This window comes from Nonomuraea monospora (genome assembly GCF_039531895.1).
Classification (GTDB): domain Bacteria; phylum Actinomycetota; class Actinomycetes; order Streptosporangiales; family Streptosporangiaceae; genus Nonomuraea; species Nonomuraea monospora.
Genome location: NZ_BAAAQX010000001.1, coordinates 143,816 through 156,408 on the forward strand (window position 1 = coordinate 143,816; position 12,593 = coordinate 156,408).

Below are 12,593 nucleotides of genomic sequence, written 5' to 3' on the forward strand. Positions count from 1 at the left end.
CACTTGAACACAGTCCGAGCCGAAGGCGAGGCCCTTTCGGGGCGGGCATCGGACGGCCCACCCGGTAACCGAGTAAGGAGTGGGCTACTCCTTGACGACCAGGGCGACGCATTCCACATGGTGTGTCATGGGAAAAGCATCAAAGGCACGCAGGTCCGACAGCACGTATCCGCGCTCCCCGAACCAAGCCAGATCCCGAGCCAACGTAGCCGGATCACAAGACACGTACACGATCCGCAGAGCGTCCAGGGACACGATGCGTTCCACCACGTCCCGCCCCAGCCCGGCCCGAGGCGGGTCCACCACCACAAGATCGGCCCGTTCGATCTGGAACCGGTCCAGGGCCTCCTCGACGCGCCCCCGTTCCACCCGGGCCTGGGGCAGGTCGCGGAGGTTGGCGCGGGCGTCGCGGACGGCGGCGGCCTCGGACTCCAGGCCGAACACCGCCCCTTCCGGGCCGACGATCTCGGCGAGGCCGGCGGCGAAGAGGCCGACGCCGCAGTAGAGGTCGAGCGCCCATTCGCCGGGTTCGGGGGCGGCGTAGGCGAGCACCGCGTCCAGGAGGGTCTCGGCGGCCCCGGGGTGGACCTGCCAGAAGCCGCTGCCCGCGACCCGGAACTCGCGGTCGCCGACCTGCTCGTGCAGGACGCCCGAGCCGCGGCGCGGGACCGTGCGGCCCTTGCCCTGGTCGAGGAGGACGGAGGCGGGCGCCTCCAGGTCGGGGACGGTGACGCTGCGGCGGGGGCGCGGGGCGACGACGACGGCGCGGTCGCCGCCGGAGGAGGCGATGACCTCGACGCCGGCGGCGCCCTGCCAGGTGTGGTCCTCGGCGCCGACGGCCTCGACCTCCGGGTGGGCGATCAGGCAGGCGTCGACGACCTCGATGTCGTGGGAGCGGTGCCGGCGGAAGCCGAGCTCGCCGGCCGGGGTGGCGGCGAACTGCACGCGGGTGCGCCAGCCGAGCCCGTCCTTGGCCCCCGGCACCTCCTCGACGACGACCTCGCGTTCGATGCCCGCGAGGCGGTGCAGTTGCTCGGCCACGACCTGGGCCTTGAGGCGGCGCTGCGCGTCGAGGGTGGCGTGCTGCCAGTCGCAGCCGCCGCAGCGGCCGGGGCCCGCGTACGGGCAGGGCGGGACGACGCGGTCGGGGGAGGCCTCCAGGATCTCGACGGCGTCGGCCCGCAGGAAGCGGGTGGTCTCCTCGGTGACGGCGGCGATCACCCGCTCGCCTGGCAGGGCGTGCCGTACGAACACCACCCGCCCTTCATGGCGCGCAACACACCAGCCGCCATGGGCGACCGGACCTACCGTCAGCTCGAGAGATGCCTGTTCCACATCCGACACCTTAGTGCCCCTACCCGGATGACCACTTATCGGACTTGATCCATTACTCTGGGTGTTCATGGAAAGGGTGGTGCGGCGGCGGCTCGGGTTCGGGGGGACGCTGCTGGCCACGCTGTTCGCCTGCGCCTCGCTGACGCCGTCGCTGCTGCCGCGCACGTGGCTCTACCAGGGCGTGATGGGGGCGGTCACCGGCATTCTGGGGTACGCGGTGGGCGCGGCGATCGGGGCGCTGTGCCGTACGATGATCAAACTGCCCGATCGGGGGCGGCGGGCCGCCTGGCGGGTGATGCTCGGCGGGTGTGCCGCGCTGGCGGTGGTGGCGCTGTGGTACAGCTACGACTGGCAGCGCGACCTGCGGGCGCTCATGGGCATGGACACGCGGATCGAGTGGTTCCCGCCGGTGATCCTGGCCCTGGCGGTCGTGCTGTTCGCCGCCGCGCTGCTGGCCGCCCGGCTGGTACGCCTCGGGGGCCGCAAGCTGATCTCCTGGCTGGACCGGTACGTCCCGGTGTACGTGGGTCACGCCGTCGGGGTGGTGGTCATCGGCCTGCTGGTGGCGGTGTTCGCCAACGACGTGCTGTTCAACGGGTTCGTGGCCAGGATGAGCGACATCTCGTCCGTCGCCAACGACGGCACGCATCCGGGGGTGCGCCCGCCGGTGTCGGCGTACGTGTCGGGCGGGCCGCGCTCCCTGGTGAGCTGGGATTCGCTGGGCCGGGAGGGCCGCCGGTTCACCGGGACGGCCGCGACCCCGGCCCGGCTGCGGGCCTTCTCCGGCAGGCCCGCGGCGGAGCCGATCAGGGTTTACATCGGTCTTGACAGTGCGGCCACTCCGCGGGCGCAGGCGGCGCTGGCCGTCCGCGAGCTGGAGCGCACCGGCGCGTTCGGCAGGCCCGTGCTGGCCGTGCTCGGCACGACGGGCACCGGCTGGGTCGATCCGCACATCGCCGACACGCTGGAGTACATGTACAACGGCCGCTCCGCGATGGTCGCGATGCAGTACTCGTACCTGCCGAGCTGGGTGTCGTTCCTGGTCGACAGGGAGAAGGCGGCCGCGGCGGGCAGGGCGCTGTTCGAGGCGGTGCGGGAGCGGTGGGCGCGGCTGCCCGCGGGGGAGCGGCCGAGGCTGCTGCTGTCGGGTGAGAGCCTCGGCTCGTACGAGCTGGAGCAGGCGTTCGGCGACCTGGCGGACCTGGTGGCGCGGGCGGACGGCGCGGTGTTCGTGGGGCCGCCGAACGCCAACCCGATCTGGCACCGCCTCACCAGCGGCCGTGACCGCGGCAGCCCCGTGTGGCGGCCCGTCTACCAGGGCGGCAGGACGGCCAGGTTCGCCCAGCATCCCACCGACTTGTACCGGCCGGCCGCGCCGTGGCCGCGCCCGCGCGTGGTCTACCTGCAGAACGCCTCCGACCCCGTCGTGTGGTGGTCGCCGCAGCTCATCTACCGCAGGCCGGCCTGGCTGGAGGGGCCGCGCGGGCCGGGCGTCAACCCGCAGATGAACTGGTTCCCGCTGGTGACGTTCTGGCAGGTGCTGGTGGACATGACGAGCGCGCTGAGCGTGCCGCCGGGCCACGGCCACCGGTACGGCGCCAACATCGTCGACGGCTGGGCCGCCGTGGCCGCGCCCCCGGGCTGGGGCCCCAACGACACGTGGCGGCTACGGGCGCTTGTCGGCTAGCTGCTGCGACTCCTCCTGGACCGTCTGGTGCCAGGGCCGCCGCACCGCGCCGGGCGCGAACGGCTCGGGCCTGCCCAGCAGCCTGTCGGACGAGTGGAGCTGCCACGGCACGCTGGTCACCATCACCCCGGGCTTGAACAGCAGCCGCGCCTTCAGCCGCAGCGCGCTCTGGTTGTGCAGCAGGTGCTCCCACCAGTGGCCGACCACGTACTCGGGGATGAAGACCGTCACCACGTCGCGCGGCGAGCGCCGGCGGATGGCCTTGACGTAGTCGAGGATCGGCTGCGTGATCTCCCGGTACGGCGAGTCGAGCATCTTCAGCGGCACCGGGATGCCGCGCCGCTCCCACTCCTCCTGCAGCTTGCGCGCCTCGTCGCCCTCCACGCCGACCGTGACGGCCTCCAGCGTGGACGGACGGGTGGCGCGCGCGTACGCCAGGGCCCGCATGGTCGGCTTGTGGATCTTCGAGACGAGCACGATCGTGTGGTTGCGGGCGGGCAGCATGGCCGGCTCGTAGTCCTCGGTGAGCTCCAGCTCGGCCGCCACCTTGTCGTAGTGCCGCCTGATGCCCTTCATCATGAGGAACAGGATCGGCATCGCGATCACCACGATCCACGCCCCGACCAGGAACTTCGTCAGCAGCACCACGACCAGCACCAGGCCCGTCATGACCCCGCCGAAGAAGTTGATCACGCGGGAGCGGTGCATCTGGTGGCGGACCCTGGGGTCGGTCTCGGTCTTCAGGTGGCGCGTCCAGTGGATGACCATGCCGGTCTGACTGAGCGTGAAGGAGACGAAGACGCCGACGATGTACAGGTTCAGCAGGCGGCTGACGTCCGCCTGGAACCCCCACAGCAGCAGGCACGCGCCCAGCGCCAGGATGATGATGCCGTTGGAGAAGGCCAGCCGGTCGCCCCGCGTGTGAAGCTGGCGCGGCAGGTAACGGTCCTGCGCCAGGATCGAGCCGAGCACCGGGAAGCCGTTGAACGCCGTGTTCGCCGCCAGGAACAGGATCAGCGCCGTCACCGCCGAGATCACGACGAACGGCAGCGACCCGCCCCCGAACACCGCGTCGGCCACCTGCGAGATGATCGGCTGCTGGTAGTAGCCGGGGCCGACGGGCGTGCCGTCCGGCTTGAGCAGGTCCTCGGCGACGACGGACGGCTCGGCCACCTTCACACCCGACGCCAGGCCGAGCGCGATGATGCCGCTGAACATCGTGATCGCGACCAGGCCCATCATCAGCAGCGTGGTGGCCGCGTTCTTGCTCTTGGGCTTCCTGAACGCGGGCACGCCGTTGCTGATCGCCTCCACACCCGTCAGCGCCGCACAACCCGACGAGAACGCGCGCAGCACCAGGAACGCCGCGGCGAAGGCGGTGAGGTTCGTCTGCTCGGGCTCGATCGTGAAGTGCGCGCTCGGGGCCTCCAGGTCCTCGCCCAGCACCAGCAGCCGGAAGCCGCCCCAGAGGATCAGCCCCAGAACGGAGATCATGAACGCGTACGTGGGAATGGCGAAGGCGGCGCCGGACTCGCGGATGCCGCGCAGGTTGACCACGGTGAGCAGGACGACGATGACGATGGCGACGGCGGGTTTGTGCTGGCCCACGAACGGGATCGTCGCGCCGACGTAGTCGACGCCGTTCGCCACGGACACCGCGACGGTCAGCACGTAGTCGACCATGAGCGCGCTGGCGACGGTGAGCCCGGCGTTCTTGCCCAGATTGGTGGTGGCGACCTCGTAGTCGCCGCCGCCGCTGGGATAGGCGTGCACGTTCTGCCGGTACGAGGCCACGACCGTGAGCATCACGACCACGACGGCGATGGCGACCCACGGACTGTAGGAATAGAAGGAAACCCCGGCCAGGGACAGGATGACCAGGATCTCCTGGGGCGCGTACGCGACGGAGGACAGCGCGTCGCTCGCGAAGACCGGCAGTGCGATCCGTTTGGGGAGTAGTTGCTCGTGGAGCTGCCCGCTTCGCAGGGCGCGCCCCACGAGCAAGCGTTTGACAAGATCCGTTACCTTCGCCACGTAACGAGATGCTAGCCGCATGCCGAGGCCCTAAACGCGGCGCTCCCCCCTGGGGCCATACTGGTGTCCAGCAACCGGCCGACCGCTGACGATGCGGGGGGAAATGCATATAGTGATCATGGGATGTGGCCGGGTGGGATCGACCCTCGCGCACATCCTCGAAGACAGCGGACATTCCGTCGCCATCATCGACCGCGACCCGCAGGCGTTCCGCCGGCTGCGCGCCGGGTTCCGCGGGCGGCGGGTGACCGGCGTCGGCTTCGATCGCGACGTGCTCACCGAGGCTGGCGTCGAATCGGCCACCGCGTTCGTAGCGGTCTCCAGCGGCGACAACTCCAACATCATCTCCGCCCGGGTGGCGCGCGAGACGTTCGGCGTCGACAACGTGGTGGCCCGCATCTACGACCCGCGCAGAGCCGAGGTCTACCAGCGGCTCGGCATCCCCACCGTGGCCACCGTCCGGTGGACCGCCGACCAGATCATGCGCCGCATCCTGCCCGAAGGCGCCGAACCGCTCTGGCGCGACCCCACCGGCACCGTCGTCCTGGCCGAGGTCACCGTGAACACCACCTGGATCGGCACCCGCGTCACCGACCTCGAAAGCCGCGCCCGCACCCGCGCCGCCTTCATCAACCGCATGGGCGAGGCCGTCACCATCGCCGACGACACCGTGGTGCAGGAAGGCGACGTCCTTCACGTCATCGCCGCGGAGAACGACATGGACCGGATCAACAAGGTGCTCGCCGCGGCACCGGAAGAGGACGAGTGAGATGCGCATCGCCATCGCCGGGGCGGGTGCCGTCGGCCGTTCCATCGCGGCCGAGCTGCTGGAGAACGGGCACGAGGTGCTGCTCATCGACAACGACCCCCGGGCCATCAAGATCGACAGTGTGCCGCGGGCCGAATGGCTGCTCGCCGACGCGTGCGAGATCGCCTCACTGGACGAGGCGGGGCTGAACAACTGTCACGTCGTCGTCGCCTCTTCCGGTGATGACAAGGTGAACCTCGTAGTCTCGCTGCTGGCCAAGACGGAGTACGGGGTGCCGCGGGTGGTGGCGCGCATCAACCATCCCAACAACGAGTGGCTGTTCAACGAGTCGTGGGGGGTGGACGTCGCCGTCTCCACGCCGCGGCTGCTCAGTGCGCTCGTCGAGGAGGCCGTCAGCGTTGGTGACCTGGTGCGGCTGATGACGTTCCGGCAGGGGCAGGCCAACCTCGTGGAGCTGACCTTGGCGGAGGACGCGCCGGTGGTGGGGCAGCGGGCGGGGTCTGTGCCTTGGCCGGTGGACTCCGCCTTGGTGGCGATTCTGCGGGAGGGGCGGGTGCTGGTGCCTACTGCGGATGATCCGTTGGAGGCGGGGGACGAATTGTTGTTCGTGGCCAGTCAGGAGGTTGAGGAGGAGCTCGCTCACCTGCTCTCCCAGCACTGAGCCCTCCCGTCTTACCGGGCTGGCCGTTGGGAGCCCGCCCCAATCCCGTTTACCGGGTGGGCCGTTGGGAGCCCGCCCCGAACGGGCCTCGCCTTCGGCTCGGGCTGTGTTCGTCGCGGGATCGCGGCTTCGCCACGATCCCGCAGGCAAGGGGCCTCCCGGCCCCCTGCACCCCCGTGTGTGGGCCCGATCTTTCTGGCCTCCGTTTCACACCGGCACGTGCGCCCGCCCGAAGTCGCCACTCGTAGCCTTGCGGGCCTTGGCGTAGTCCGCGGGCTCGGCCTTGATCCTCGCAGTGGCCCGCCAGCCCGCGACGACCTCCTGAACGGTCGCATCCACATCCAGCTCAGCCGCGCTGCGAAGCGCTCCAACCAGCTCGACGGTGAATTGCCATAGCTCGTCCCGTGACAGGTCGTGAACTCACGGGAAGACCTCCGGCAGGGCGATGATCAGCGCATGTGCGGTGGCCGGCGTCTGATTACGGGCGGGTTCTCGTCTCGGTTCCTCCGGTATCCCGCTCCTTAGGATCGACCTCAGCCAGTCGGCGAAGGCACCAGGGGCCCGTTGCGCGCCACCAGATCCCTGGTGACGGCGCGGCCGTCCACCCCATCCTTCCAGCCGCTGTCAGCACACGTCTCGCCCTTGATGATCTGCTGGATCGCCTCAGGCTGCGTCATCCAGGAACGCGTACCAAGGGCCCGTCACGTGCCGGAGATCGCTAGACCCGCCCTGCGGGGCTCCAGACGTGACCCAAGCCGTCCCCTCCCCACAGACGTCAGCCATATGGATCCACATAAGGCTTGGTGGATTGCTGCACCGAATCAAGGACAGGCCGCATGGCGGGACCGGCGACGTAGTAGCGCCCCCTGGCCTGTCCCTGAGGAACAGCCACCCCATTCGGCACAACTGCCGGATGTCCCGCACCGCCTGCTGCGGGCTGAGTTCCGCGTCCTGCTGATAGACCGTGCGCCGGACGCGCGAGGACCAGAAGGCCGGTAGGAGCGCGAAGACAGTGCGTTCGTCGAGCCCCGCGCGGGCAATGGTGGTGGACAGTTCCCTCCAGGCGCGACTCAGCAGATCGACGCGGCGTTTGGCTTGCTGTGCCTGGAAGTGGTGGGCGTGCAAGCAGAATTTGATCCACGGGTGGGTGTCGCGTTCAGGGCTCCATTTGGGCCCGCCCACCTTTTTGAGAACCTGGTAGTACGCGTACGTGTTCTGGCCTCTGCCAAGCCATTCCTCGATCGAGGAGAATTCAGGGGGAATCAGAACTTCACGCGCGAATACGAGGGTGGACAGCGCCCGGGACATGCGGCCGTTGCCGTCCGCCCACGGGTGGATCTTCACTAGGTTGAGATGCGCCATCGAGGCTCGGACATGCGCTGGGGCGTCCAAGTCCCCTTCGTTCAGCCATTCGACAAGCTCTTCCATCAGGCCCGGCACCAATTGAGAATCTGGGCCGGTGTATGCCGGGAAGGCAGGATCGTCGGGATCGGTGACGTAGACGGGACCTTGGCGGAGCCGTCCGGGCCGTTTGTTGGGATGGTGCTCCTGGATCATGAAGTGGAGCCCGTTCAACAGGCCGAGGTCGTAGCGGAACTGATCACCGGCGTCGGACAGGCCCTGAATGAATGTTGTGGCCCGTTGGTGGCCCTCCACCTCTCTGCGAGTTCTCTCGCTGCACTCCAAGGGTTCTTCGCCCGCCATGAGCGCCTCGACGTCGTCGACGGAGGCCACGTAACCCTCGATCGCGTTGGAACCGACGATGGCTCGCGCGGTAAGGCTTCTGCGGAGTTGTTTCATCCACCGGGCCGGAGAGTGAACATGCGAGCGGAGATCGAGTCGCATCCGTTCGATCTCCTCAAGGGCTCGCAGGTCGGCCTCGTTCAGCCGGGGCGTACGACAGAGCATGGCGCTATCTTCGTGTCAAAGTTGGCTGCCCGGGGTCGGATCGGGCCGATCACGCTCGCGCGGCTCGCCGACGCCGTATGAGCTCACGGCTGACACCCGGTCCTTCAACGGGCCCCAGGGGATCGGGACGCACTCGTACCCAAGCGAGGCGTACACGTCCCGGTGAATCCGCTCGAACCGAAGAGCCTCCTCGGAGCTGATCCGCCGCGCCGCCGTCGGCGTCACGAACCCGGGGCTGCACACGAACAAGACCGTCTTCTCGTAGATCTGCAGCCCGTTGAGACGTTCCAGTTCCCGCTCCAACTCGGGCGCGACAGGATGCCCGAGGTAGACGGCCAGGGCGTAGGTGCAGATCGGGGAGCGGTCGTAGAAGTGCACGTCGCCCGGCAGGCCGTCGGCCCGCTCCTGGCGGTGCCGTTGCAGGGTGACGACGTCCGCCAAGAAGGACGGGCGAGTCCACGGCTCATCGTCCCCCTCGGCCTGGCACAGGGCGATGACGTCCGTCGCCGCCTCTTCGACGACGGTGTGGCCGTCGAGTTCCAGCCGCCGCAGGATGGCGGTCTTGCCCGCGCCGGGGGTGCCGGTCAAGATGTAGCGCTGCACTGGAACGCTCCTCACCTGGTCCTGGATCCGGGCGCCGTTCGACGCCGGATCGTCCTGATCCGTTGGTCGTTGGGCTGAGCGGACGGTGGCGATTCAGGCCGATGAATGTGCCGCGAGAGGGCTGCGGAAGCGCCGGTCGGCGCAGGGCGCGGGATGCCAGTGCGGCAAGTGACCGTGTGGGCTGCAGCGGATCACGGGAGTCCGGTGCGGCTGATGACCGTGCGGGCTGCAGCAGAGCAGGTGAGTCCAGCGCGGCAAGTGACCGTCCGGGCTGCAGCGTATCAGCCGAGTGAGGTGGAGTTGCGTCGTGACGGCGACGCAGCGGGCGTGAGGCGCCGCGCATGGGTGGCCGAAGTCACCCTCGGCCGCTACCCCGCGCGGATGATCTTCCAACCCGATCGGCGGGGCATCGGCTGGCATCCGCGTCCGCAACGGGGTTTCGGTCCCTCCACCGTGAGGGCCCGATGGCCTGCCCAGACGTCCCACCGATCACTTTGGTTTACACCCGCTTTAGGGAAATATTCCGTTTTAGATGACAAGTCGGTATCGGTCCCGACAGAATGCGGTGCCATCCAGCGTCTACCGCAACTGGAGGAAACCCCCTATGCGTAGACCCCTTGGGGTACTAGCCGCAGCCGTCAGCCTGGCAGCGATCGCAGCGCCCGTGAGCGCGGCGCAGGCTGCCGCGGCGTCGGAGACGGCGCGGTGTCGCGTGAGTGTGGCTAAGCCACAGGTCAGCGACACACTGAAGATCCAGACTTCCGCCGCTCGCCGCGGCTGCTTCAATTCCGCGCTGCTGCGCATCCGCATCCTGCGGGCCGTTCCGGGCAAGGACCCGGTCGTCAAGAGCGGCGCCACCAGGAAGGGCCGCCTCACGCTCGCGCTCGCCTGCGCGCCCGGCACCTACTACGCGACCGCCACCGACTACCGTGGCCGTCCCGTCAAGTCCAAGGCCGTCAAGCTGACCTGCACGCCGGGCAGCGGCACGCCGAGCCCGGGCACGCCGACCCCCAGCCCGAGCACGCCGGCTCCCACGCCGAGCACGACGGCGCCCGCGCCCGCGCCGAACCCCACCACCTCGGCGCCGTCCACGGGCACCGTCGGCACGGCCGAGGAGAACGAGGTCGTCGCGCTGGTCAACGCCGAGCGGGCCAAGGGCGGCTGCTCCGCCGTCAAGCACGACCCGCAGCTTCGCGCCGCCGCCTTCGGGCACTCGGCCGACATGGCGGCGAAGAACTACTTCAGCCACACCTCCCAGGACGGCCGCTCCTTCCTGGACCGCATCAAGGCCGCAGGCTTCACCGGCGGCTCCGGCTGGGCCGAGAACATCGCCAAGGGGCAGCGCACGCCCGCCGCGGTCATGCAGTCCTGGATGAACAGCTCCGGGCACAAGGCGAACATCATGAACTGCAAGTACAACCTGATCGGCGTCGGCGTGGCGAAGGACTCGTCAGGCACGCTCTACTGGACGCAGGACTTCGCGGCCAGGTGATCTTCCGCGGGCGATCGGGTTTCGCCTGCGACGAGGGCCAGGGTTCTGCGGGCGCCGAGGCGCCGGAGCCCTGGCCTTGTCACTGAACAGGGTGCGAACGGCGATCATTGGACGGTCAGCACCAGCTTGCCCGTCGTGTGCCCTGTCTCCCCGAGCGCGTGCGCCTTGGCCGCGTCCGCCAGCTCGAACGTCCCCGCGATCTCGGCGCGCAACCGGCCCTCGGCGGCCAGCCCCGCGACGACCGTCATCCCGGCATGGTCGGCCTCCACGAGCATGACCTCCGCGCGGACCCCCAGCCGGGCCGCCTCCTCCGCGAGTGCGGACATGCCGCCGTCGAGGCGGAGCGAGACGAGGAGGCCGCCGGGGCGGAGGCTGCGCAGGGAGCGGGTGGCGTGTTCGCTGCCCTGGGCGTCCAGGACGACGTCGGCGTCGCGGACGGTTTCGGCGAGGTCCGTGGTTCGGTAGTCGAGGACCTCGTCCGCGCCCAGGGAGCGGACGAAGCCGTGCTTGGGGGCGCTGGCGGTGCCGATGACGTACGCGCCGCGAGCCTTGGCGATCTGGACGGCGAGATGGCCGACGCCGCCGGCCGCGGCGTGGACCAGGACGCGCTGACCGGGTTCGAGGCGGGCGGTGTCGACGAGGGCCTGCCAGGCGGTGAGGGCGGCGAGCGGCAGGGCGCCGGCCTGTACGTGGTCCAGGGCGGCGGGTTTCGGGGCGAAGGCGCGGGCCGGGCCGGTGACGTATTCGGCGTGGGAGCCGGCGCCGTGCGGGTACGGCAGCATGCCGAAGACCGCGTCGCCCGGCTTGAAGAGGGTGACCCCCGGGCCGGCGGACTCGACGACGCCGGAGACGTCCCAGCCGAGGACGAACGGCGGCTCGCCGAGGAACAGGCCGGGGAGGGCGCGGTGCTTCCAGTCGGTCGGGTTGAGGCCGGCGGCGTGGACGCGGACCAGCAGCTCGCTCAGGCCCGGGGCCGGGCGCGGGAGCCTGATCTCCTTGAGGACGTCCGGAGCGCCGGTGACGTTCTGGCTGATCGCACGCATCGTGAGGATGTCGTTCATGGCTCCCAGACTGCGGGGTGCGGCTGCCCGAGGGGAGTGGCATGAATGTCATCCATCGATAGAATCCTGCCATGCATCGGGTCGTGGTACTCGCGCTGGACGGGGTCTATCCGTTCGAGCTCGGGATTCCGCAGCGGGTCTTCGGCACCGCGGACGGTCTGTACGAGGTGGTGACCTGCACGGCTGACGGCCTGCCCGTGCGCACCTCCGCCGATTTCGTGATCATGGCGGAGCGCGGGCCGGAGGCGCTGGCCGGGGCCGACACGGTGATCATTCCTCCGTACCGGGCGGCTCCGGAGTCGGCGGAGCTGCCGGTGGCGGTGGCGGGCGCGCTCGGGCTCATCCCGCCCGGCGCGCGCATCGTCTCCATCTGCACCGCCGCGTTCACCCTCGCCGCCGCCGGGCTGCTCGACGGGCGCCGCGCCACGACGCACTGGGCGTTGGAGCCCCGGTTCCGTGAGCTGTTCCCGCAGGTGGAGCTGGACGCGGGCGTGTTGTTCGTCGATGACGGCGACGTGCTCACCTCGGCGGGGGCGGCGTCGGGGGTGGACGTGTGCCTGCATCTCGTACGCAAGGACCACGGCAGCCAGGTGGCCAACCGCGTCGCGCGCCGGTGCGTGGTGCCGCCGTGGCGGGACGGTGGGCAGGCGCAGTACATTGAGCAGCCCGTGCCGGAGCCGTCCAGCGCGGGGACGGCGGCGACGAGGGAGTGGGCGCTCGCCCGGCTGGATCAGCCCTTGGCGCTGACGGACCTCGCCAGGCACGCCCGGATGAGCCTGCGGACGTTCGCCCGCCGGTTCAGGGACGAGGTGGGGATGAGCCCGGGGCGGTGGCTGATCCAGCAGCGGGTCTCGCGGGCGCGGGAGTTGCTGGAGTCCAGCGATCTGCCGGTCGAGGTGATCGCGGGGCGGGTGGGGTTCGCGACTGCGGCGTCGTTGCGGCAGCACCTGCACGCCGCGATCGGCGTCTCACCCCAGTCGTACCGCCACACGTTCCAGGCCGCGGGTGATGGGCTCAGGGAATGAGCGCGCACGACGACGGGT

At 69.9% G+C, this 12,593-nt stretch carries 12 protein-coding genes; 5 read left to right on the top strand and 7 right to left on the bottom strand.

Features of this window, described 5'->3' with window-relative positions; all coding sequences use genetic code 11:
• Positions 1 to 84 precede the first annotated feature (84 nt).
• Positions 85 to 1,314 carry a class I SAM-dependent RNA methyltransferase gene (locus ABD331_RS00665; protein ID WP_344470731.1) on the bottom strand — a complete coding sequence of 410 codons (1,230 nt, stop codon included), beginning with the start codon at positions 1,312 to 1,314 and terminating at the stop codon, positions 85 to 87.
• Between the two features lie 88 nt (positions 1,315 to 1,402).
• Between ABD331_RS00665 and ABD331_RS00670 the strand changes: the two genes are divergently transcribed.
• A complete protein-coding gene (locus ABD331_RS00670; RefSeq protein WP_344470143.1) occupies positions 1,403 to 3,022 on the top strand; it encodes an alpha/beta hydrolase in 1,620 nt (539 codons plus the stop codon).
• Here the strand turns inward: ABD331_RS00670 and ABD331_RS00675 are convergent.
• Complete coding sequence (locus tag ABD331_RS00675) at positions 3,002 to 5,056, bottom strand: APC family permease (RefSeq protein ID WP_344470144.1); 2,055 nt, start codon at positions 5,054 to 5,056, stop codon at positions 3,002 to 3,004. The genes ABD331_RS00670 and ABD331_RS00675 overlap by 21 nt on opposite strands.
• Before the next feature lie 103 nt (positions 5,057 to 5,159).
• Between ABD331_RS00675 and ABD331_RS00680 the strand changes: the two genes are divergently transcribed.
• Both ABD331_RS00680 and ABD331_RS00685 read left to right on the top strand, forming a co-directional pair.
• Positions 5,160 to 5,825: a potassium channel family protein gene (locus ABD331_RS00680; protein WP_344470145.1), complete on the top strand. Its 666-nt coding sequence runs from the start codon at positions 5,160 to 5,162 to the stop codon at positions 5,823 to 5,825.
• Position 5,826: 1 nt separating this feature from the next.
• Complete coding sequence (locus tag ABD331_RS00685) at positions 5,827 to 6,486, top strand: potassium channel family protein (RefSeq protein ID WP_344470146.1); 660 nt, start codon at positions 5,827 to 5,829, stop codon at positions 6,484 to 6,486.
• A gap of 207 nt (positions 6,487 to 6,693) precedes the next feature.
• Here ABD331_RS00685 and ABD331_RS00690 read toward each other — a convergent pair whose 3' ends face one another.
• From ABD331_RS00690 to ABD331_RS00705, 4 genes are all read right to left on the bottom strand, one after another.
• Positions 6,694 to 6,825 (bottom strand): hypothetical protein, encoded by a 132-nt coding sequence (locus ABD331_RS00690; RefSeq protein WP_344470147.1) that lies wholly within the window; start codon positions 6,823 to 6,825, stop codon positions 6,694 to 6,696.
• Between the two features lie 194 nt (positions 6,826 to 7,019).
• The gene (locus tag ABD331_RS00695; RefSeq protein ID WP_344470148.1) at positions 7,020 to 7,163 is read right to left on the bottom strand and encodes a hypothetical protein; all 144 of its coding nucleotides are present in this window, start codon (positions 7,161 to 7,163) and stop codon (positions 7,020 to 7,022) included.
• Positions 7,150 to 8,394 (bottom strand): Fic family protein, encoded by a 1,245-nt coding sequence (locus tag ABD331_RS00700; protein ID WP_344470149.1) that lies wholly within the window; start codon positions 8,392 to 8,394, stop codon positions 7,150 to 7,152. The genes ABD331_RS00695 and ABD331_RS00700 overlap by 14 nt, the downstream gene beginning before the upstream one ends.
• A 15-nt stretch (positions 8,395 to 8,409) precedes the next feature.
• Positions 8,410 to 8,997: an ATP/GTP-binding protein gene (locus ABD331_RS00705; RefSeq protein WP_344470150.1), complete on the bottom strand. Its 588-nt coding sequence runs from the start codon at positions 8,995 to 8,997 to the stop codon at positions 8,410 to 8,412.
• Positions 8,998 to 9,715: 718 nt separating this feature from the next.
• Here ABD331_RS00705 and ABD331_RS00710 point away from each other — a divergent pair.
• Positions 9,716 to 10,489 carry a CAP domain-containing protein gene (locus ABD331_RS00710; RefSeq protein WP_344470151.1) on the top strand — a complete coding sequence of 258 codons (774 nt, stop codon included), beginning with the start codon at positions 9,716 to 9,718 and terminating at the stop codon, positions 10,487 to 10,489.
• A gap of 104 nt (positions 10,490 to 10,593) precedes the next feature.
• Here ABD331_RS00710 and ABD331_RS00715 read toward each other — a convergent pair whose 3' ends face one another.
• The gene (locus ABD331_RS00715) at positions 10,594 to 11,532 is read right to left on the bottom strand and encodes an NADP-dependent oxidoreductase (RefSeq protein ID WP_425565926.1); all 939 of its coding nucleotides are present in this window, start codon (positions 11,530 to 11,532) and stop codon (positions 10,594 to 10,596) included.
• 89 nt (positions 11,533 to 11,621) lie between these two features.
• On the opposite strand from ABD331_RS00715, the gene ABD331_RS00720 reads away from it, so the two are divergent.
• Entirely contained in the window at positions 11,622 to 12,575 is a 954-nt protein-coding gene (locus ABD331_RS00720) for a GlxA family transcriptional regulator (protein ID WP_344470153.1), read from the top strand.
• The last annotated feature ends 18 nt before the right edge of the window (positions 12,576 to 12,593 follow it).